This window comes from Variovorax sp. JS1663 (assembly GCF_002157355.1).
Taxonomy (GTDB): Bacteria; Pseudomonadota; Gammaproteobacteria; order Burkholderiales; family Burkholderiaceae_C; genus Variovorax.
Genome location: NZ_LYMK01000024.1, coordinates 13,924 through 34,178, shown reverse-complemented (window position 1 = coordinate 34,178; position 20,255 = coordinate 13,924). Strand labels below are relative to the sequence as shown.

Sequence of the window (20,255 nt, the reverse complement as noted above, 5' to 3'; positions counted from 1 at the left end):
GAAGGCCACGGGTTCACGCGACTTCGGATGACTGACCACCAGATTGGCGAGAAGTCGCCCACGAAGCTGCGCCGCACCGCAAAACTTGCTAACAGCGCGCTGGTCCCCAAGGGCGTAGGCCTTGCGGTCGGCCAGTTCGGCCGCTCCAGGCAGAACCTGAGCGAAGCATGGGAAGCTGCGCGCGAGACGCGCCAGCGCCTGCTCAACGAGTCGAAGCTTCCGATCAAGACCGTGATTCTGAAGGATGGCTCCGAGCACGACCTTCCGACGGACCCGGCTGAGCGGTTCGAATTCCTCTACCGTGTGATGGATTGGAGCCCCGCCCACCACGCCAGCCAGATCAGTGCCGCGCGCCGGGCCAAATACGGCTCGATCGTGATGACGATCGTCGCTTTCGCGTTGGTCTGCTTCATGATTTTCAACGTGCCGATGTGGATCGCATTCCTGCTGATCCCGACGAGCCTGACGGTCCTGGCGGTCGGCGTTGCGACCACCTTTCGCTGGGCGCTGGTCGAGTACCAGTACACCCGGCGCTCGCTCGTCAACTTCAAGACGTTCCTCGTCCAGCCGAAATTCTTCCGATGGATTTTCTGCTGATCACCGTGCTGGCCGGTTCGCTCGGCATGGGTCAGCCCGCCCAGACCCACCAGGTCAATGTAGCGCTTCCAGCCCAACTGCCTGCGAACTGCGTGCAGGCGGCTGCCAACCGCTATGACGTGCCCGCCATGCTGCTGCTGGCCATCGTGAAATGGGAGTCGCGCGGCAAGCAGGCGGTCAACTGCAAGAACGCCGCCGGCGGCTGCGATCTGGGCATCGCGCAGATCAACACCAAGTGGTGGGCGCCGCATCTGATGAAGAACTACGGCATTGCGCCGGAGCGGCTGCTCAATGACAACTGCCAGGCCCTGATGGCCCAGTCGTACATCCTGCGGAAAGAGTCGCAGGCCGCGCAGTGCAAGGGCAACCTGTGGTGCGCCGCGGCGCGCTACCACTCGCCCAACTCGACCGAGCTGCAGCAGAAGTACATCGCACGGGTGTGGGACGAGCACCTTGGAATCTTGCAGCGAGGAGCCTTCTGATGGCCAAGGCGAACAGTGCGACGTCAAATGCGGCGAGCGCCGAGAGCCAGGGCATCCAGATGGTGCTGGGCATGGGGTTGGTCGTCCTGATCCTGGGCGCTGCGATCTGGTTCACCGGCTCCAATCGGATCGTCTACTACTTCACGCCCTTCTTCAAGGCGGTCGCGTGGCTTTACAACCTGGTGCCCGGTGGCGGCGTCACGTGGGGTCGCATCAGCTACCTGCATGACGCCTTCCGCGCCCGGCCGAAGGACGTTTCGATCTTCGACTTCCTGCGCTTCATCGACATGGCGCTCCTGCCGCTCGTCGCTCTGACCGCAACGGCCATGGTTGGCCTTGTCGCCTGGACCTTCACGCGCAAAGCGAACAAGCTGGCGCGCAAGCCGACGCCCGAATCGCTCACGCAGATCCTGTCGCGGCGATTCTCTGGCGTCGTGCCCGTGATGCACCTGGGCTCGCAGCTTATCCTGGACCAGCTTCCGAAATGGCGTCGCCAGGTCTGGCCGGAGGAGGTGCTCATGAAGCACAAGATCAATGGCAAGCCGATGCTCACGGACAGCAAGGTCAACCTCGACCAGATCCGTCTCTACTTCCAGGGTGAGCCGAAGCTCATCAAGGGCACGAACCGGCTCAAGAGCCACATGCTGGGCATCCAGCTTGTCTCCGTCATGCACGACCGCGGCAAGAAGGTGGTCTACCCCGATCGAATGAGCCCGACGGGCAAAGTCATGTACGCGCTGCTGGTCGCGCACGCCTTTGGCGGCAAGGAAGGCAAGAAGGAATACGAGCGCGCGATGAACGAGCTCAACTACTCGTGCACGGCTCACCCGGACGGCCTGCCTAACTTGACCGTGGCGCAGTGGATCTTCGACAAGTACCGCACACACGAGAAGGCGGCGAATCTTTTCGCAGTGCATCACTGGGAGTACACCTACCTGTACGCGCTGTTCTTCATGGCCAAGCGCCAGGGCAAGGTGACGCACCGGCAATGGATCTGGCTCAAGCCGCAGGACCGCATCCTGTTCTACGTGCTGAACACGGTGCTGCGCAAGGTGCCTCACACGGAATCGGCGGCCGTCTGGTGCCAGTACGACTTCGAGCGCAAGGCGGCCAAGGCTGGTCTGGTGCCGGTCAGCCCTCAGGGCCACCCCCAGATCGTTGTGCAGCCGGCCGAAGAGGCGATGGTCGAAGCCTGGAATCACTACGTCAACGGTACCGACGACGACGAGGACAAGTGGTGGGCCGAGGGACAGGTGTGGCGCCGCGCGAACAACGTGAAGCTGCAAGCTCCCCCGCTGCCCCCGGCCGAGGCCCTGGAGGTTGCGAACGCGGATACCCGGTTCGACGACGAGGCGCGCGGCGAGCGCGAGGAGTCCGCGCGGCGCTTCAATGCGAAGTCGCGCGACGGCGCTCAGTCCCTGATGGGCAATGGCGAGTCCATGGCTGACTTCGCAGCGCTGGCCGCGGCGGCCGGCCGGACGGGAGCAGCTGGCCGTGCCGGTGCTGCTTCTGGCGGCATTGATTTCTGATTTCCAACCTGAGCGACCCATGAACGATCTCAACACGCAGCCGGGCGCGGCGAACCCAGTCCCGACGCTTTCGCTGGCGGGCTCGCCATTCAACTTCATTGAGACCGGCATCCCGGACCTTGAGCGGGCTCATCCCGTAGCGCTATGGACCGCGGTGCGCCCCGGTGAGGTGTGGAAGATCTGGTGGAACGGACAGAAGTCCGAGCTGGAGCTTCACTTCAACGATTCGATTCTCTGGTCGTCGCTGGTGCAGCCGCTGCCGGGCCGCCTGCGGGAGCTGCCGGCCTATCGCCAGATCGTCGAGCAGTTCACGCATCCGGCGGAAGCAGGCACCGCCGTTCCGAGCATCCTCGGGCGGGCCTGCAAGGGACTGGTCGATCGGGTCAACTCGCCTCGCGCTCTCGGGCGGACGGCGCTGACGCTGGTGCGCTGGTTCCTCATGTTCATGGGCATCGTGCTCCTCGTGACGATGTGTTCGCAGTGGCGCGCCCGCAGTTCCGGCAATCTGCCCCCGGGCACGCACTACGGGGTGACCGTGCCAAAGAGCGATACCGCTCAGACCAATGAGGTCCCGCCGGAGCTGCGCGATCGCACGCTCGGCGATACCCTTTCGGCCACGGAGATGCAGGTGGTCGCCAACGTGTCGCGCGAGATGGGCATCCAGATGCGTCCGTCCGGGCAGCCCTTCGTGATCTTCAGCGACCCGAACTGCCCGTCGTGCAAGGACCTGGAGCCGAAGCTGTCGCAGATCGACCCGCGCTTCGTTCCGGTGATCGTGCCGGTTTCCTTCAAGGTCGGCTCGGAGGAGCTGGTCAGGAACGTGCTGTGCGCGAAGGACACCGTCTCGGCCTGGTCGGCGGCGATCGGCGGCTATGCGCCTACCGGCGACGCGGTGAGCGACGGCAAATGTGCTGGCGCCGAGGACAAGGCCATCAAGGCCAACGGCGCCTTCGTCGCGCTGAACTTCACCGGCACCCCGACGCTGGTGTCGGCGACCGGCAAGGTGATCGCCGGCTCGGGGTCGCTTGACGACATCAACAAATGGCTTGCCGAAAACGGTGGCCTGAAGGATGGGGCTGCGCGCTGATCGGCGCGCAGCCTGTTTTCCCCCCTGTTTTCCGCTCTCCCGCCCGTTTCCCGGCCATCGGACCTACGCATGCATGTTCCCGCCCTCAATGGCATGTTCGCTCGCTTGCGCGGCCTGGCGAACCGCCAGCCTCCGGGGACGGCGCCCGCCCCGGAGGAAGAGGCTCCACCCATCTCGCCAGAGGTCGCGGATTGCGTCGCAGCCTTTGACGACGGCCTGCGCGCGGCGGCCAGAGCTTGGTCGAGCGGCGCGCTGCTGCCCAAGGTCAATCCCCGCCGCGTGGAGCGGGTGCTGGAGGCGCTGACGTCGCGCGAGACGCTGGCGATCTCGGCACTCGTCGTGGAGATCGCGGCACCAGACAACGCCGTGTCCCCGGTCTCCACCCTGACTGCCACCAACAACGTGATGCGCGAGCAGTTCGTGCGTGGCGTCATGGGCGCCGTGATGGCGGCCCTCGTGGATGTCGAGAAGGCGCACCGGCCCGGCATGCTCTATGCCAGTGCGCTCCTGGACCGCACGCGCAACTGGATCGCCCGGCCGCTGTACAGGCAAAGCCCGGGCCCCGGCTCGGACACGAAGGAGCTGGAGGCGGCAAACGACGTGCTCTGCAGGATCGCCTGCGACATCCTGGAGGGCAGCGATGAGCAGGCGGCTGCGATGGTGCGCGTCGGCATGGTCGGGCCGCTGGGTGTCGCGCTGCAGATAACCAAAATGCTGCAGGAGACGCCGCGCTCCGTACTCGGCCTCCAGGTGGCCGGCTTCGAGTTCGCGGCGCGCGGGGCGGCCGAGGCAGCCGCGGACGCGGTCGACGTGGCAGATCCTGCGGGCACTGGCGCCACTGGCGCCAAGTCCTGATCGCCGATCCTGAACCCAGACTCTTTCCTTTCAAACGTCCAGCGCCAGCGCTGAACTGCACCACTCATGCCTCTCATCGAACAGCACCAGGAAGTAAAGCTCTCACGCAACATCGCCGACACGCGCGGGTGGGGTGCCAAGTACGCTGAGAAGCTCTCAAAGCCTGAGTTCCTCGCCGTCAATGTTCTGGCGGTGGTGCTGGCGACGGTCGCGATCAAGCCGCTCTTTCCCGTATGGGTGGTGGCCTTTCTCTTTCTGTTCTTCACGCACCTGAGCTATCGCGTAATCCTGCCGCTGCGCTACCCGCCGGACGGCGTAGACGAGAAGGGCAAGGAAGGCGACGGCATCATGTACGTCGGGCACGTGCGCTCGACCAATCCCTACGAGAACTTCCGCGAGGTGTGGATGGCCGATTCGGACCTGCGCACCCACTTCCTGATCCTGGGATCGACCGGCTCGGGCAAGTCCGAAACCCTCAAGGGCATGTTCTACAACGCGCTGTGCTGGGGCTCGGGATTCTTCCTGGCGGACGGCAAGGCGGACAACAAGATGCCGCTGGACCTCATGGCCATGTGCCGGATGCTGGGCGCGGACGATGACTTCCTGGCGCTCAACTTCCTGATCGGCGGCAGCTCGCCCGAGAAGATCCGCGCGTCGCGCCGCCGGCGCACGAACATGATCAACACGTTCTCCGATTCGGATGCGGACACCCAGATCCAGATGGGCGCCAACCTGCTCCCGAAGGCCGAGGGCGACGGCAAGAGCTGGCAGGAGAAGGCGCTCAACTTCTGGCGCTCCCTCGTCGCCGCGCTTTGCTACAAGCGGGACACGCAGGGCTTCGAGATCTCCGTGGGCACCTACATCGACTACATGGGCTTGCCCAAGGTAGAGGAGCTCTACGCCGAGGGCTATCGTGAGTACATCGAGAAGGGCGAGTGGTCCTACGGTTTCGTGGGTATCAAGAGCTATTGCGAGTCGGGCGGCTGCCCCGGCTTCATGGTCGATCGCGTGATCGCCAAGTACAACCTGCCCCCCGATCCGAACTCGGCAAGCCGCACGGGCCTGCCGACCGATCGCGGCCTGGGCGGCCGCGGCGCGCCGGCGGCGGCCTCGGGCAAGCCTGCCCAGAAGACCGAGCAGGACCAGGCAACCTACGACCAGCACGGCTACCGCATCGGCCAGCTGATGCCGGCGCTCAACCTGCTGGACAAGACCTACGGCCACATCTTCCGGGCGAAGTATTCCGAGATCGACATGGTCGACGTGGCGCTGAACAACCGCGTGCTGGTCATGATGATCCCGTCGCTGGAGAAGTCGGCCTCCGAAGCGGAAAACCTGGGCAAGCTGGCGATCGCATGCCTGCGCGTGATGATGGGCCGCAACCTGGGCGCCGACATCGAAGGTGACCGCTCGATGGTGCTCGAATCCAAGGCGACCGAGGCGAACTATCCATTCCTCGTGGCGCTGGACGAGCTGGGCTACTACTTCTCGGACGGTATCGCCGTGATGTTCGCGCAGGCCCGAAGCCTGGGCATGAGCATGATCGCAGCAGCGCAGGACATCGAGAAGCTCACCGAAGGTAGCCGCGCCTCCGAAGCGGGCGCGATGCTGGCCAACGCGGTGGCGAAGTATTTCATGCGGATCGACGATGCGCAGAAGACCCAGAAGCTGATCTCGGACTACGTGGGCAAGGCTCGGGTCGCGGTCTACAACCAGTACGCGCTCAACGCCGGCGGCTTCCGTCGCGACATGGCGGTATCGGTGGAGACCGTCGAGCGAGTGACGATCGACGACATGCAGAGCATGAAGACCGGCCAGGGCCTGATCAACACCCGCGGCAAGACCTTCGGCATTGCCGGCTTCTACGTCGGCGACTACCTCGACAAATACAAGATGAGGTCGTTCCGGCTAAACCGGTTCCTTCAGGTGCGGCCAGTCTCGATGGCCGAGGTCGAGGCGAACGCGATCAAGGCGGACGCACTCGAGGACAAGGTCTCCAAAGGCCTCAAGCTCATCGACATGCTCACATACAAGACGAGCCCCAACCTGCAAGTCGAGGATGACATGCTGATCGGGCGGATCTCGATGGTCGCGCAGGGCCTGCCGGCGAGCATCACCGGTGCCGAGCGTGGCGCAGCCCTCTACGTGGCGGCTCGCCGCGCTGCCGAGGATCTCGGACTGATCAAGGGTGCCGCGACCGGGCCTGATGCAGGTTCGCTCGGGGGTGGGGACCGCCCGCTCACGGACGCCGCCGTTGGAAACACGGCCCAGCCTGGCGCTGGAGCGGCGGCGGCACCTGCCGGTGACCCGGAGGAGAGCGTGGGTCTGCCGTCGTCAGGCGAGTTTGCGTCGTTCACCAGGCCGGGTGGCGCGCCTGCCGCGGCCGCGCCTGACGCGGAAGCCAATGCACCGACCCTCGCGCCGGAGGTAAGCGACGATCCGTTTGCCTACCTGGACGATGCGATCTTCGAGCGCATGCCTGTGGAGGAGGTCACTTCGCCCACCCGCCGCGCGCCCCCGGCGTTCCCGGCCTCGCCCGCAAACGCTACGGCTCCCGCTCCCGCACCGGTCGCGCCGCCGGTAGTCGCACCACCAGGCGCGATCGACGTGGACGCCTTCATCGACGGTGCGCTGGGAGGCAGCGCTGCCGAGCCGGCCCGGCCCCTTGGGGCGCCGACCACGGCTCCCAGCGATCCGGCGCTTTTTGCCGACCTGGACGGGGAGGGCGGTGCATCAGCTGCGAAGGATGCCGTGCAGGACCTCGCCGGCGAGCCGCTCGTGGCCGCCTCTGACATCTTCGCCCCCGACATCCTGTCGACGGCTGTCAAGGCCACTATCGCAGCGCTCATCTCCACAGGAGAAGTGGTTTACGAACAAAATAATCGCGGCGCGTCTGGAAAATCGACAGTTCCAACGCATAATGCGGCGGCAACGGCAGTAGTACCAAAGGCGACAGCTTCGGCCACGCTCGGACAGAACCCAGGATGGGTGACGAACGCGCTGGCCGGCGCCGAGACGACGCTGAAGAAGGTCGGGCCAGACGCGATCGGCTTCAATGACAAGACCCGCGAACTGGTGGTTTCGGTAGAGGCGGCTCTGGGCGGACCTGACCCGGTGGCTGCGGCGCAGATCACCGAGCGGATTGTCGCAGCCCAGGTCACTCCGGTCGAGGATGACGAGGTGCCGGACGGAAAGGAACAGAGCGTGGACGATTTCCTGGCGAGTCTCGGTGGGATGTAAGGCCCGACCATTTCGCTTTGAGGTGTGGTTTCCTCGGGAAAAGAGGCGAAGTCCTACTGGTTACAATCTGGTGGACTTGATATAAATGTTTGTAGTGCAGTTATTCCGTGGAAAATTGAATCGATGGATCGGGGTTGACCGATCGATGCTTTTGACCGACGAAACTGCGCCACGCCATGACCATCCTGAGCAACGATTCACCTTTTGCAACCACTCCGATCGCCGCGGCGGCCGGCAGTGAAGCGCGCCTCGAAGTGGCTGGCTTGGTTCATGGCGCGGCGCCAAAAGCTGATTCGCTCAAGCTCGAAGACGCCGCGCGTCTCATCCGCGAAACCGCCGCGAAGTTGTGGGCCGGATCGGCGGGTGCCGTCTCCGGTCTGGTACAGATGCTGCTCAACTTTTTCCGCTGGATCACCCGGCCGTTCCGTGCCGGCCCGGCGAATGGAACTGGTGCTCCTGCCGACGGGGGAGTCGGCGCAGGGAGCCCGGAAGACGTCAATCGCTTGCCCGATGGTCCGGCAGGAGACGAAGTCGACCTCGCCGCGCAGGCTGAAGCCGGGGAGACTCAAGAGTCGAAAGCGAGCATTGCGGCTGCCCGGGTGAACAGTGGCGAACTCGTCCCCGACGACTATCTTGGCCAAGACGAAGAGGTCAATGCGCAGGTGCCGGGTCTGACGAAGAAGGTGGGGAAGCTGGCTTTCCCCGCGGGACTGGCCGGCAGCAAGCTCGCGGGCGATCTTCCCCTCGGCGCGGACACGGTTGTCGGCACAATGAGGCGTCTGAATGAGAAGGTCCCAGATCTGAACGCCGTGGACGAGAGCAAGCTGCCCGCCATCATGGCAATAGGCCTGCTCGAAGAGTGCGTGTCCGAGGTGACGCAGGCAAAGGCCCAGGTGCGGGAGCTGGACGCGCAGATCAAGACGCAGCTGGGAGCGCTGGCCGCCTTGGGCGACACGCCGGCTGACCAACTGCTGGCTTTGGTGCTGGCGAGCGATGAGTTCGGAGGCCTGCCGGGTGCCGAAATCCGGCGCATGCACGCTGAACGGGTGGCCTGCGAGCAGAGGGCAGCAGCGCGGCAGCACGCCATCGAATCTTCCCTGTTGACCGCGAAGCAGCAGGGCCTGGATGTCATGGAGATCGCCACTCGCGCGAAGGTCGATGAGGCTTTGCCGGACTGGAGGGCGAGGATCGCTCACCCGGTCGACCAGGAGCCTGCAGTCCTGACTCCTGCCGAAAGGCGTGAGCTGGCCCTTGATGTCGATCCCGATCTGGAGATCGAACCCTCCGAGCCGAGCCCGCAGCGGGTGGCCAGCCTGAAGGCAGCACTGATTTCAAACGTTTCGAACAGCAATGAGCACGAACACGAAAACGATCGCCCCCGCGGCTAAGAAGGCCGCGGGCAAGGCAGCGGCCAAAGCGCCCCGGGCGAAGAAGCCCGCCGCGGAAGGCGCGGCCAAGAAGCGCGTAAACAAGCCTCGCGTTCTCTCCCAGAAGCAACTGCTGGCGCGGCAGGAGCGCCGCGAGATGCGTGAAGCCGAGCGGGCCGAACGCAACGCCAAGCGTCTCCTCCAGAAGGAGCTGGAGAAGAAGGAGCGCCTGGCCGCGCGCGAGGTGCGGAAGAAGCAGCGCGAAGCCGATAAGCTGGCCGAGCGTCTGGCGCGCAAGGAAGCAAAGTCAGCGAAGAAGCTCGCTCGCAAGCTCGGACGGCCTGGCGTGCCCGCGATCAAGAAGGACATGGAGATCGACCACGCCGAGCTTCTCAAGCCTTGGTCGGAGCGCCCCCTCACCGGTCGCGACGTGGACACGCTTTGCAAGCGTTTCGACCTCAACTCGACTGAGTTCGCCGCGGCGCTCGGTCTGCAGAATCGTTTCGCGTTCGCCAAGCTGCTGCGCTCGAGCAAGGTCATTCCCTTCGACGTCGAGATGCTCTGCCGGCTCTACGACGAGAGCCCCTCGCCTGCCCCGTGGCGCCGGTACGAAGCAGACGAGGTGTTCAGGGCGATGTACGGCCCGCTGATCGACCTGGTGAGCAAACCGGGCGACGACGAGGATCGCAGCTACGTCGAGATGCAGTACTCGAAGCGCTTCACGTCCGCGCTCGATCGCTCCTCGTCGACCGCATACCGCTGGATGGAGAAAACCGAAGGAAGCGGCGCTCGGCTGGTGATCGAGCTGCTCCTGCGCAAGCTCATGTCGATGCCGAACCCTCGGGAAGCGCTCGAGCGTATGTCGACCATCGTGCACCGTGTTCGTGGTGGCGATTTCGAGACGCGCGGTCCCGCTCCCTTGCCAGGCGTCCCCCGCAGCCGGCGCGGCCGCGCATCGGGTCGTAGCGCCGCCCGCCGCGGCGCGGCGATGCCACTGCCCATCCGCCCACTTACTCTCTGATCGGTGTCGTCGAAATGAAGCAACCGGTTGTTCTTCCGCCGCGCGACGAGAAGCGCATCGGTCGTGCCAATGGCGCGACGTTCTTCCGCTCCTTTCTGCTGACGGACCGCCGCCCGTCTGTCATCGACTTCCGCGAAACGCTCGTCGGCCTGGAGGGGACGAACCCGCGGGACCTGCCCGACGATCTCGTCTGGGCTGTCCACGGCACCCGCTCGATCTCTGACGCGAGCATCTACTTTTCCAAAGCCTCGATCGATGAGGGCAAACTCCTGTATGAAGTCGACGTCTGGTTGGGATTCGACCACCTGAAGGAGTCGACGACCTCGGTGACGGAGCAGATGGTTCGCAACTCGGGCCTTCTGACCTCGACGCGGCTTCGTTCCGACTACGAGCAGGAGCTGAAGGACATCGTGCTGTCGTATCTGGAGGGGCGGATCACGAAGAAGGACTTCAACGTGGTGTCGACGCTGAGCCTGCAGCATTTGCTGATCCAGTTTCCCTCGGCGGTCTGGCGTTTCATGCGCGAGCAACCCTATGTGAAGGCATTCATCCACCACGCGGTCGTGCGCGTTGCGGAGAAGAACGACAAGCGCGATGCGGTGGCCGCGCGCCTCAATGTCATCACCTTCCGCCCAGATCCGAAGCGGGTCGTCGAGGCGGCCGTGCGCCAGGACGCAACGATCAAGGTCACGATGTAGAGCCGACGATGATGGATTTTGCAATGATGAGCGCCGAAGAGGCGCTGGAACAGACGTTGGTCCTGGCGGCTAGGGCCAAGGAAGAGCGTCGCCTTGGTGCGCCTCCGGTTCGGCATGTCTCGCTCTCGGAAAGCGATCTGGAGCGGCTGCGCGACTGCCTTTTGGCCCACGTCGAGAACCTGGGGCATATCGAGCTGTCGTCGCCCACGATGATCGACGTCTACCTGAACACGGCGGCACGTTCGCTGATCGAGGAGGCGCAGGCTGCTGGGGTGTGCACCAAACCGGGCCTTCACTGGTTCGCCCGCCTGGGCAGCGTGTGCATGGTCCTGTTCGCCGATGAGCAGCGCCTGCGCTCCGTCGAGTCGGATCATTTGGTGGCGCTCGCCCACGAGAGCGCGATCCGCACCGCGCAGAAGGCCGGCCGGCCGTACAACAGCCAGGCGCTCGCGACCTACGAAGCCCGGGCTACCGCCGCCAATCACGGCGAGCGTATCGGCTAGCTGGCGCCTCCGGCGGGCCGAGCGGCCGGCGCCGCACCCAACACCTCAACGCCCTGTCCGACTTGCTCGGACGGGGCGTTGTTGCGCAAGCCCTGCACGGTTTTCCAAAAATCCCAGGCGCCTGAAACTCCCGCTGATACCATCGGCATAGGGGTCGTTCGTCCGTAGCAATACTAGATCGCGGATTGAAACGGCCAGAATCGCAGCAGGCCCGCGGCATCACGTTGCTCAGGGGTTGCCGCAAGCAAAAGGTTCAGGTCAGGATTTCCCATGCGTTTCGCACACCCTGCAACACACTCTGCCGGCTGCGCCTCGGGCGCGCCGCGGCCAACCTCGCGCTCGCGGAGGCATTCCGCGGCGCACATCGCCGGGGGCCTGTTCGCGGCGCTGGCGTCGATGCTCATGGCGGGCGTCGCCGCGGCGCAGGGCACCGGCACGACACAACTCACACAGCCCTACCTCGATGCGACCGGGGCGAACGACATGTCCACCCAGGCGTTCACCGCCTTGCTGGGCACGTTCTTCACGAACCCGTTCTCGGCGATCGGTACCGCGTCGACGCTGCTCGGCAGTATGTTCCTGGTCTTCAACACCTTCATCCTGGTAGCCGGCACCATCTGGGCGACCTACGGGATCGGCGTGGCCATCGTCCAGACTGCCCACGAAGGGCAGCTCATGGGCAAAAAGCTCTCCCAGGTCTGGCTGCCGATCCGGATGGTCACCGGCGTGGCGAGCCTGATCCCCGCGTTCGGCGGGTTCTCGCTCTCGCAGGCCGTGCTTGTGTTCGCGACGACGCTCGGCATCGGGGCCGCGAACCTCGGCTTCAACGCGATGATCGATGGCACGAACAACCTCACCACGGTGGTGGCTCCGTCCTTCGTCACCCCGAAGGCCCAGGGTGCGGCATCGCTGGAACAGGCGACCTTCGATCTATTCCGCTCGCAGGTTTGCATGCTGGCGCAGAACGCCTACGTCGAAGCGCACGAGCGCGAGGGGTTGAACATGACGGCCGAGCGGGTTTCCCGTATCGACGGCGCAAGCGGGAGCATGGCCGCAGTGACCTATGGGAAGCCTGGCTCACCTACCTACTGCGGTGGCGTGGGCGTAGACGCGACCCATGTCACCTCGGATGGCCGCAGCGCGGACTCTATGGGTGGCTACCGTGTGGCCTCGGTCAACTACGACAACATCGCTCGGGCGATGCAGCAGCGTGCAGCATCCAACTTCCCCAGCTACACGAGCAAGGTCGAGAACCTGGCGCGCAACTGGTACACAAGCTTCATCGCCAGCCAGAACGGTGGCCCCGCAGCTGTTTTGCCGAGGTTGGAGCTCGAGGGCATTGCGGCCAACTACTACGCTGGCATCAAGGATGCTGCCGGTAACCCTCAGCAGCAGACTCAGGCGCTGAACTCCTCGGCAATCGAGTCGATGAGGAAGTACGGCTGGTTCGGCGCCGGCGCCTGGTACGCGACGCTGGCAGAGGTCAACGCTGCGATGGCGCAGGCGGCCCAGAGCGTCAACTTTCGCGCGTTCCCGATGCTCGTCAACTCGGGCGGAAACAACACGAAGCTCAACGAAGCTTTGAATGGCCTGGTCGCGTCCACCGAGAGGGCAGAGAGCGCCCCGGAGAACGCGCAGGCAAAGGGCAACTCGTCCGGCCCACAAGCGCTTTGCGCGCTCCTTTCGAGTTCGCTTGCAGATGCAACGACGGCGCCCACGGGCAACTGCAGCTTCGGCCAGTCGTTTGCGATGAAGCTGATCGACCTGTCGACCTCTGGCGCCGGTGGAGCGACCGCATCGAGTGCCTCTGGCCTTCGCTTGGTCGATCCGATCATCGCCATGAAAAACATGGGGGACTACCTCATGGTCGCGGCCGAGTCCGGCTTCGTCATCTATTCATATGTGAAGCAATACAAGCCGGGAGGCGATGATGAGGACGGCAAAGGGGGGGGAGTGGTGTCGTCGTTGACGTCGGTCGCTGGATCGGTGATCTCGAAGGTGGCGAAGTTCACGCCCATGAGCGGCCTAATCACCGCGTTCGAATCCCTCATGGCCATTCTTCCGACGTTGCTCGGGGCCATGTTCATTCTCGGCGCAGTCATGAGCCTGTGGCTCCCGATGGTCCCCTTTGTGAACTGGTGGGGCGGGCTGGTGCAGTACCTGACGATATTCTTCGAGGGCATCGCAGCGGGCCCGATCTGGGCATTCGTCCACTTGGACTCGAACGGCGAAGGAATGGGTCAACGGACTGAAACTGGGTACCTTTTCATTATTAATATGCTGTTCCGGCCGTTCCTGATGCTCCTGGGATTTGTGGCGGCAGCGGCCCTTATGATCGTGATGGGCAGCTTCCTGTTCTGGATCTATCCATCGGTGATGGGTAACGTACAGGGCAACTCGATCACTGGCATCGCCTCGATCATCGGCTTCCTGGTCATCTTCTGGGTGCTCATGCACACGCTGGTGACGACTCTGAGCAACATGTCGGTGCTGTTGCCCGACCAGGCGCTCGCTTGGGCTGGCAAGGCCATTGGCGCGACGCTCGGCCGTGACGCGGACCAACAGACCCGCGGGACGTTCATGGCGTTTGGGAGATTTGGCCAGCAAGGTATGAGTGATGTTGGGCGGACTGCAGACGGAATTCGGGCCCAGCGAAAGGCAGACACTTTGCGTCAAGGTAGAGACCGGGCTAGTGGCTCTGTAGGAGCTGGAACAGGAGGTTGATCGATGAGTCAGTTTGAGCAGTTTTTGGCGGATTCTGGGCGAATTACAGATCGCCGAATTGCCGATATGCAGCGCCATTCGGAAGCGATTGGTGCTGAGCAAAGCCTCAACTCCGCCTACGAAGCGCTTCGAACCGTTAAGAGTTACAACGCTGGCAACCTTGCGATGAAGACCTTGGCCCTGAGGGAGCTTGCGAGGCTCGACCCCACGCATCCGCTCGTGCGGGATGCGGCCTTGCGTGAGTCCGTTACTATGGCCGCGAGGAAGGTGATGACGATGTCCGATAACTGGGACGATGTTCGCGATTTCGGTCAGAACTACAAGCTGCCTGGACGCTGAACTTCTTAGTTTTGGCTTGGCGCAATATGAGCTGCGCGCTGGCAGCTTCAGCGAGGATAGCCGCGGTCGCTGGTATCTGAACGTGGCGCAAAGCAATCTGCGCGACGCTCGGCCGGGACTCGGACCAGATGGCGTTCGGCCGGTTCGTTGACATCCACCACGCCCTGAAGGACGAGGATTCCTGCTGTGGCAGGCTGCGCGCTACGCACGGCCTGCCTCTTCGGTGGGTTCCTGCTTCGCCGGGGCTGCGCGCTTCGTCCTTGCGGACGCCGCGCGTCTGACCACCCCTCCACAGGCAGCGGGCTTTGAGGAAGAGGCCCGGACCGCGTGTCCCGCGGCCAGAATGTTTTTTGCGGCGTTGATGTCCGCGTGCTCTGTGTGGCCGCAGGCCACGCAGGCGAAGAGCGCCTGGCTCCTTCTGTTCTCGACGGCCTCGTGTCCGCAGACGCGGCACGTGCGGCTCGTATAGGCTGGGTTCACCGCCAGCACCTGGCCGCCGACGGCGGCCAACTTGTACTCCAGTTGGCGCCTGAATTCGCCCCAGGCGGCATCGAGGATGCCGCGATTGAGGCCACCCTTCTGGCGCACCTTCTTGCCCGGCTTCAGCGCGCTGCCGCGCGCCGAGGCGCTCATCGCCGCAATGCGCAGGTCCTCAATCGCGATCACGGGATGCTCGGCCGCCAAGCCGCTGGTGAGCTTGTGCAGCCAGTCGTTGCGCTGCTGCGCGATGCGCTTGTGCAGCGCGCGCAGCTTCACGACCGCCTTCTTGCGGTTGCACGAGCCCTTGACCTTTCGGCTGACGCTGCGCTGGTAACGCCGCAGGCGTTGCTGCTGCGCCTTCAACGCGGCGAGCGGAACGATGAGCCGGCCATCCGAAAGACCCGCGAAGTTCGCAACGCCCAAGTCGATGCCGAGCGTTGGCGCGACGTCAGCCGTGGGTAGCACTCCCGGCCGCAGCGTCTGGATTGCGACATACCAGCGCTCCCCCTCACGGGTGACGCTGGCATTGCGCAGCTCTCCGGTGACCTCCCGGCTCATGCGCATGCGCGCCCAACCGAGCTTCGGAAGCTGGAGGCGCCCATTGGCCGCGTCCAGCTTGAATTGCTTGGGATCCGGGAAACGAATGCCGGGCTCGGCGCCGCGCTTCTTGAAGCGCGGGTAGCTGGGCTTCCTGCCTGCCCGCACGTTCGCGAAGAAGGTCTGGAACGCGGCATCCAGGCGCTTCAAGACCTGCTGCTGCGGATGCACGGGGCCATCTGCCAGCCACCGGGTATCCGGCGCTGCGCGCCAAGCCGTGAGCCACTTGCACATGCTGGCAAAGCCTGCGTACTTCTCACCGCGCTCCCTCGCTGCTTGCTGCTCGGCTAGCGCGCGGTTCCAGACCCAACGCATCATGCCCGCGTAGCGCGCCAATTGCTTCTCCTGCGCAGGTCGAGGACGAAGCTGGAAGCGGAAGGCACGGAGAGAAGGATCGGCAGACATAAAAAAACAGTATGGGCAATCAGAAACGCTTCGCGCAAGGACACGAAGAAAAATAAGGCTTCCTTCCCCGCCTGGAAGGACGGGGCCCTTGACGCACGTTTGAGTAAGCCCGATCGCGGCCGACGCAGCGGCGTGCGCTTCGTTTGGCCCGGAGCCCAGGACGCGGTGGCCATAGCGCTCATAGATGTGATCCGGCGCGAGAACCAGCAGCTGCTCCTGAGGGTCCCGGAACACGTGGATCGCGCGCTTGCGCCAGGCGAGCGCCTCGATCTCGGGCGGAAGACCGATCGAGGAGGGGATGTACGCCTCGCCGAGCTCGGCGTCCCGGATCGATCTGAGTGTCATGGGTTTCCTTCGGACATCGGAATGTGCATGTTCCCGGCGCGCGGCTCATGTTCGCAACGACACCACAACACGGATTTGCAAAATTGCATCGTCAAAGTTGATCGTATCCTTGCATCGAAAAGTAGCAGCATGTTTTAATCAGTACATTGTGTTTGTAGAGACGTGCTAGCGAGGAACCAAAAAATGGCGAGACAGCGCAAAAAACTGTCACGCATCGGTGACCGGTAGTCCGACGGGGCGACCAGAACCCATTTCTCACACGTCACCCACCCATCCAACCGCCACCACCCTCGGCCTTTACCTCTCAAGCATGTTCAAGAAAGCACCTCGACGCGCCTCGGCGCTGGCAATCAGCAGCGCACCCCGCGCGGCCCTCTTCGCTCTCGTCCTGGGTGCCTCTACAGGCGGTGCGCTGGCTGGCTTCGTGGACAACCGACCCGCTCCAGCCCCAGTGGCGCCGGTGGCGGCGGAAGCTGGCGCGGCGGTGAAGGGCGGCGCGGTGGCGACACCCGTGGGCGGCGAAGTCGCGGCTCCTGCCGCACCGGCGGCACCCGTGGCGCAGTCCTTCACGATCTCGCGCCGCGACAAGACCATTCGGGAAGCACTCGTGGCTTGGTCGAGTCGCGCCGGCTGGACCCACGATCCCGAGCACTGGACTGTTCCATTCGATCTGCCTGTGCTCTCGTCGGCCGACCTCGGCACCGACTTCAAGGGCGCCGTGCGCGCGCTGCTCTCCAGCACGGACCTCACGAACATGCCACTGCAGCCCTGTTTCTATTCGAACAAGGTGCTGCGCGTCGTTCCCAAGGCGGAGCTCTGCGACCGGATGGCCGCCCACTGATTCGGGCGCCTCGCAGCCGAACCGACCAACGCTCGCTTAGGACCTACAGAGATCATGAAATCCATTCGCCTCGCACTGCTTCCCGTGGTTGCCGCCGTCCTTGCGGGATGCGCCTATCAAGAGCGAGTCCGCGTCGACGCCCAGGTGGCCGACAAGGACATCGCCGCCACGCGGAATGTCCTGATCGACCAGATCAAGGACTCGGAGAAGGTGCGTATCGCCGCGCAGGACGTGGCGCGCCCCTTCATCGCTGGCAATCAGGAGCCTTTGGCGCGTGAGATGCAGATGCCCTCGGCCCTGCGCCGCTCGGTGCCGATCACCGCCAACTTCCAGCGCGGCGCGGTTGACCTGCAGACCGCGGTCAATCAGGTCTCGGAAGCTTCGGGCCTGATCATCACCGCCACCCCGGATGCGCAACTTCCGCCGAGCCAGTTTGCTGCGAAGATGGCCGCGAAGGACGCGCCGATCCTCGGGCCGGCCCGCGTGCAGCTTCAGGCGTCGAAAGTGCCCCTGTGGCAGCTGCTCGACGACATCGCCCGCCAGGCGGACGTCTCGTGGCGCCCGGTCCCGAGTGGCGCTGAGTTCTATCGCGTCGAAACCCGGATCTTCCATCTCCAGGCGATACCGCAGATCGCGACGACCTCGGCCACCTTGGGACGCAATGGAGGCTCGAACACGGTCTTCGAGTCGCAAAGCAAGACGGGCTTCTCGAGCAAAGATCAGAACCTGATCTCGGGCATGAAGGACACCATCGACGCGCTGCTCACGATGAGCGGCAAAGCGGTGATCAGCCAGGAGAGCCAGACCCTCGTGGTCACCGACACGGCCAAGGCGCTGGCCCGGGTGGCCAAGTACGTGGAAGACCAGAACAAGCTGATGTCTCGCCGCGTGCGTGTCCTGATCGAGTCGATCGAGGTCACGACCAAGGACGACAACGACTACGGCATGGACTGGAACCTGATCTACAAAGCCGCGAACAGCGCCGTGTCGGTCGCATCGCCTGCCTCGCTGGTGGCTTCGCAAGTCGGCACGACTGGCTGGGGCCGCACGACCGGCAAGCTGTCGGGCAGCGACGCGGTGGTCCAGGCCTTGAGCGAGGTCGGCACGGTGGTGAATCGCCGCTCCTTCCCGTTTACGACGACCTCGGGCCGTCCGGTCACCCAGGCGATCCGCACGACCTTCAACTACGTCGACCAGGTGCAGGCCACTGCCATCAGCTCTTCGATCATCAGCACGAACGCGCAGGCGCCGACCGTGACGCAGAAGGAAGAGACCGTGGGCACGTTCGTGACCCTCGTGCCGACGGCGAAGGCCGACGGCACGATCTTCCTGTCGGTGAGCTTCGATGTGACCAGCGCACAGCCCCTGAAGGCGTTCACCGTGGGTTCCGGCGATTCGGCAGTGACGGTTCAGCAAAAGACGATCGACGGCCAAGGCGTGATCCAGGAAGTGCCGGTTCGTTCGGGCCAGACCGTTGTGATCGGGGGCATCGAGTCGAACTCGAACTCGCTCACCAACCGTCGTCTGGGGGCGAACCTCCCGCTGGCGCTTGGTGGCTCCGATCAGGGCCGCAACAGCAAGAGTCGGATGGTGCTGCTCGTGACCGCGATCGCGGAGGAGGGCGTCTGAGGCAAGCGAGCACGGTGCTTCGCGCCGTCTTGCCTGTCTGAACAGATCTCTCAGCGAACCAGGAACTCTCCCAGTGGCCCTTCTCAAAAAGAAAACGAAATCGAACCAGGACAGTGGTCGTCTGCCACTGGTGGTTGCGGTTGACGAACACGAGCCGAAGGCGATCGCTTTCGGCGTGAGCTGGCGCGCCGTGGCTTCACGTTCGTCCACTCGCTCCGATGCCATCAGGATCGCTCGCTCGGGCGGCGCGACCCATCTGGTGTCCTCGCTGCAGCAGTTCGGCTACGGCAACATCCCCGCGGACTCAGCGCCGGCGGGGACGCGTGTCTTCGCGGCTGCACGTGTCGCAGCGCGCCAGCATGGCGGCGACGCGATCTACGCGCTCAAGATCTTCCCGGACGGCAACGAATACTGGTTTGCCGTCGTCCGTGGTGGCCAACCCTCGTCGATCGACCGGGTGATCCTGTCCGACAACGACATGGATCTTATCGACGCTGCTCGCAAGGAAATCGAGAGCGGCCTTGAAGACGACATCACCTACGTGGTCTTCACCAACCTCGATGACCATGATCTGAGCGACAAGGCTCGAGGCCTCACCGTGCCCGACCTGCTGTTGGCGGCGTCCGGCGAAGAGGATCTGCTGCAGCCGCTGCCCAAGAAGAGCGGCGAGATCCCCAAGCCGGTGATCGGCGTCGTGGCGGTCGCCGTCCTCGTTGCCCTGGGCAACAAGGGCTGGAGCATGTATCAGGAGAAGGAGCGCAAGCGCCTCGCCATGCTGAACGCCACGGTCGATGAGCCGCCCGAGCAAGCCTGGGCGCGCGCCACGCAAGCTTGGGCAGATGGCCATCGCGCTGCCGACCCGCAAGGCCTTGCGGCGGTGCGTGTCTCGCTCGGCTCTGTGCCGCTCGTCTGGAGCGGTTGGGAACTGCAGAGCGCCACCTGCAACGCGGTGCCGCCCGCTCAGCCTGGCGACGCTGCTCAAAGCGATCAGCGTTGGTCCTGCACCGCGGTCTACAACCGCACCCAGCTTGGGCGCCTGAACCGCGAGATGAAGGACAGCATCCCAGATGGCTGGACCGTGCAGTACCGCGGCCTGAACACCTTCATGGGGAGCTGGTTCGTCACGCAGGCGGCCCAGCCCTTCAGGTACGAGGCGCTGCGCTCGGTCGAGAGCCACATGATCGATACCGTCAGCCGTCTCCAGAAGCTGAGCCCCGCGTTCGCGCAGGCCGGCGATCTGGCGTTCGTGCCGGTGGAGATCATGCCGCCCCGCAAGAAAGACGGGACCGCCGTGCCTCCGGTGGCGTCCGTGCCCCAGCTGCGTGCCGCCTCGTTCACCCTGAAGGCGCCCCTGCGCAGCATCGACGCCCTCATCGACGCGGGTATCGAAGGCGAATGGCAACAGATCGGAATGCAGTTCAAGCAGGCCGATGGCGAGAAGGTCGACATCAAGACCTCCGCGGTGAACGCAGACATCAAGGTCGTGATCTACGCCAGGGCTCAGTGAGTCCCCTCG

17 protein-coding genes are annotated in these 20,255 nt (G+C 64.4%); 15 read left to right on the top strand and 2 right to left on the bottom strand.

The features are described from left to right. Positions 1 to 27 precede the first annotated feature (27 nt). The 10 genes from A8M77_RS19930 (at position 28) to A8M77_RS19885 (ending at position 11,379) form a co-directional block, all read left to right on the top strand. Positions 28 to 597 carry a hypothetical protein gene (locus tag A8M77_RS19930; protein WP_086923249.1) on the top strand — a complete coding sequence of 190 codons (570 nt, stop codon included), beginning with the start codon at positions 28 to 30 and terminating at the stop codon, positions 595 to 597. Continuing rightward, the gene (locus A8M77_RS19925) at positions 582 to 1,079 is read left to right on the top strand and encodes a lytic transglycosylase domain-containing protein (protein ID WP_086923248.1); all 498 of its coding nucleotides are present in this window, start codon (positions 582 to 584) and stop codon (positions 1,077 to 1,079) included. The genes A8M77_RS19930 and A8M77_RS19925 overlap by 16 nt, the downstream gene beginning before the upstream one ends. Then, positions 1,079 to 2,608, top strand: coding sequence for a secretion/conjugation apparatus DotM-related subunit (locus tag A8M77_RS19920; protein ID WP_086923247.1), 1,530 nt, complete (start codon positions 1,079 to 1,081; stop codon positions 2,606 to 2,608). The genes A8M77_RS19925 and A8M77_RS19920 overlap by 1 nt, the downstream gene beginning before the upstream one ends. A 19-nt stretch (positions 2,609 to 2,627) precedes the next feature. Then, a complete protein-coding gene (locus A8M77_RS19915; RefSeq protein WP_158100958.1) occupies positions 2,628 to 3,695 on the top strand; it encodes a thioredoxin fold domain-containing protein in 1,068 nt (355 codons plus the stop codon). Positions 3,696 to 3,764: 69 nt separating this feature from the next. Further along, the gene (locus tag A8M77_RS19910; protein ID WP_086923245.1) at positions 3,765 to 4,550 is read left to right on the top strand and encodes a hypothetical protein; all 786 of its coding nucleotides are present in this window, start codon (positions 3,765 to 3,767) and stop codon (positions 4,548 to 4,550) included. A gap of 66 nt (positions 4,551 to 4,616) precedes the next feature. Next, positions 4,617 to 7,790: a type IV secretion system DNA-binding domain-containing protein gene (locus tag A8M77_RS19905; RefSeq protein ID WP_086923244.1), complete on the top strand. Its 3,174-nt coding sequence runs from the start codon at positions 4,617 to 4,619 to the stop codon at positions 7,788 to 7,790. 176 nt (positions 7,791 to 7,966) lie between these two features. After that, positions 7,967 to 9,178: a hypothetical protein gene (locus A8M77_RS19900; RefSeq protein ID WP_086923243.1), complete on the top strand. Its 1,212-nt coding sequence runs from the start codon at positions 7,967 to 7,969 to the stop codon at positions 9,176 to 9,178. Next, positions 9,141 to 10,178, top strand: coding sequence for a hypothetical protein (locus A8M77_RS19895; protein WP_086923242.1), 1,038 nt, complete (start codon positions 9,141 to 9,143; stop codon positions 10,176 to 10,178). The genes A8M77_RS19900 and A8M77_RS19895 overlap by 38 nt, the downstream gene beginning before the upstream one ends. Before the next feature lie 14 nt (positions 10,179 to 10,192). Next, positions 10,193 to 10,876 carry a hypothetical protein gene (locus A8M77_RS19890; protein WP_086923241.1) on the top strand — a complete coding sequence of 228 codons (684 nt, stop codon included), beginning with the start codon at positions 10,193 to 10,195 and terminating at the stop codon, positions 10,874 to 10,876. Positions 10,877 to 10,899: 23 nt separating this feature from the next. Beyond that, entirely contained in the window at positions 10,900 to 11,379 is a 480-nt protein-coding gene (locus tag A8M77_RS19885; protein ID WP_143694670.1) for a hypothetical protein, read from the top strand. A gap of 173 nt (positions 11,380 to 11,552) precedes the next feature. Here the strand turns inward: A8M77_RS19885 and A8M77_RS36130 are convergent, their stop codons facing one another. Next, complete coding sequence (locus A8M77_RS36130) at positions 11,553 to 11,783, bottom strand: hypothetical protein (RefSeq protein WP_158100957.1); 231 nt, start codon at positions 11,781 to 11,783, stop codon at positions 11,553 to 11,555. Here A8M77_RS36130 and A8M77_RS19880 point away from each other — a divergent pair. Together A8M77_RS19880 and A8M77_RS19875 are read left to right on the top strand one after the other, a co-directional pair. Next, the gene (locus A8M77_RS19880; protein ID WP_158100956.1) at positions 11,782 to 14,103 is read left to right on the top strand and encodes a DotA/TraY family protein; all 2,322 of its coding nucleotides are present in this window, start codon (positions 11,782 to 11,784) and stop codon (positions 14,101 to 14,103) included. The genes A8M77_RS36130 and A8M77_RS19880 overlap by 2 nt on opposite strands. 3 nt (positions 14,104 to 14,106) lie before the next feature. After that, the gene (locus A8M77_RS19875; RefSeq protein WP_086923238.1) at positions 14,107 to 14,442 is read left to right on the top strand and encodes a hypothetical protein; all 336 of its coding nucleotides are present in this window, start codon (positions 14,107 to 14,109) and stop codon (positions 14,440 to 14,442) included. Positions 14,443 to 14,643: 201 nt separating this feature from the next. Here A8M77_RS19875 and A8M77_RS19870 read toward each other — a convergent pair whose 3' ends face one another. Continuing rightward, positions 14,644 to 16,269 carry an RNA-guided endonuclease InsQ/TnpB family protein gene (locus A8M77_RS19870; protein WP_238136895.1) on the bottom strand — a complete coding sequence of 542 codons (1,626 nt, stop codon included), beginning with the start codon at positions 16,267 to 16,269 and terminating at the stop codon, positions 14,644 to 14,646. A gap of 424 nt (positions 16,270 to 16,693) precedes the next feature. Between A8M77_RS19870 and A8M77_RS19865 the strand changes: the two genes are divergently transcribed. The 3 genes from A8M77_RS19865 (at position 16,694) to A8M77_RS19855 (ending at position 20,246) form a co-directional block, all read left to right on the top strand. Beyond that, positions 16,694 to 17,110, top strand: a complete 417-nt coding sequence (locus A8M77_RS19865; RefSeq protein ID WP_143694668.1) for a toxin co-regulated pilus biosynthesis Q family protein — start codon at positions 16,694 to 16,696, stop codon at positions 17,108 to 17,110. Positions 17,111 to 17,164: 54 nt separating this feature from the next. Further along, positions 17,165 to 18,739 carry a hypothetical protein gene (locus tag A8M77_RS19860; protein WP_086923235.1) on the top strand — a complete coding sequence of 525 codons (1,575 nt, stop codon included), beginning with the start codon at positions 17,165 to 17,167 and terminating at the stop codon, positions 18,737 to 18,739. A 73-nt stretch (positions 18,740 to 18,812) separates the two neighbouring features. Beyond that, on the top strand, positions 18,813 to 20,246 hold the full coding sequence (locus tag A8M77_RS19855; protein WP_158100955.1) for a type 4b pilus protein PilO2: 1,434 nt from the start codon (positions 18,813 to 18,815) through the stop codon (positions 20,244 to 20,246). Positions 20,247 to 20,255: the final 9 nt, after the last annotated feature.

Excerpts from the sequence above, each read along its gene's own strand:
- A8M77_RS19930 (WP_086923249.1), top strand. The coding sequence starts at position 28 with ATGACTGACCACCAGATTGGCGAGAAGTCGCCCACGAAGCTGCGCCGC.
- A8M77_RS19925 (WP_086923248.1), top strand. The coding sequence starts at position 582 with ATGGATTTTCTGCTGATCACCGTGCTGGCCGGTTCGCTCGGCATGGGT.
- A8M77_RS19920 (WP_086923247.1), top strand. The coding sequence starts at position 1,079 with ATGGCCAAGGCGAACAGTGCGACGTCAAATGCGGCGAGCGCCGAGAGC.
- A8M77_RS19915 (WP_158100958.1), top strand. The coding sequence starts at position 2,628 with ATGAACGATCTCAACACGCAGCCGGGCGCGGCGAACCCAGTCCCGACG.
- A8M77_RS19910 (WP_086923245.1), top strand. The coding sequence starts at position 3,765 with ATGCATGTTCCCGCCCTCAATGGCATGTTCGCTCGCTTGCGCGGCCTG.
- A8M77_RS19905 (WP_086923244.1), top strand. The coding sequence starts at position 4,617 with ATGCCTCTCATCGAACAGCACCAGGAAGTAAAGCTCTCACGCAACATC.
- A8M77_RS19900 (WP_086923243.1), top strand. The coding sequence starts at position 7,967 with ATGACCATCCTGAGCAACGATTCACCTTTTGCAACCACTCCGATCGCC.
- A8M77_RS19895 (WP_086923242.1), top strand. The coding sequence starts at position 9,141 with ATGAGCACGAACACGAAAACGATCGCCCCCGCGGCTAAGAAGGCCGCG.
- A8M77_RS19890 (WP_086923241.1), top strand. The coding sequence starts at position 10,193 with ATGAAGCAACCGGTTGTTCTTCCGCCGCGCGACGAGAAGCGCATCGGT.
- A8M77_RS19885 (WP_143694670.1), top strand. The coding sequence starts at position 10,900 with ATGATGAGCGCCGAAGAGGCGCTGGAACAGACGTTGGTCCTGGCGGCT.
- A8M77_RS19880 (WP_158100956.1), top strand. The coding sequence starts at position 11,782 with ATGGCGGGCGTCGCCGCGGCGCAGGGCACCGGCACGACACAACTCACA.
- A8M77_RS36130 (WP_158100957.1), bottom strand. The coding sequence starts at position 11,783 with ATGAGCATCGACGCCAGCGCCGCGAACAGGCCCCCGGCGATGTGCGCC.
- A8M77_RS19875 (WP_086923238.1), top strand. The coding sequence starts at position 14,107 with ATGAGTCAGTTTGAGCAGTTTTTGGCGGATTCTGGGCGAATTACAGAT.
- A8M77_RS19870 (WP_238136895.1), bottom strand. The coding sequence starts at position 16,269 with ATGACACTCAGATCGATCCGGGACGCCGAGCTCGGCGAGGCGTACATC.
- A8M77_RS19860 (WP_086923235.1), top strand. The coding sequence starts at position 17,165 with ATGAAATCCATTCGCCTCGCACTGCTTCCCGTGGTTGCCGCCGTCCTT.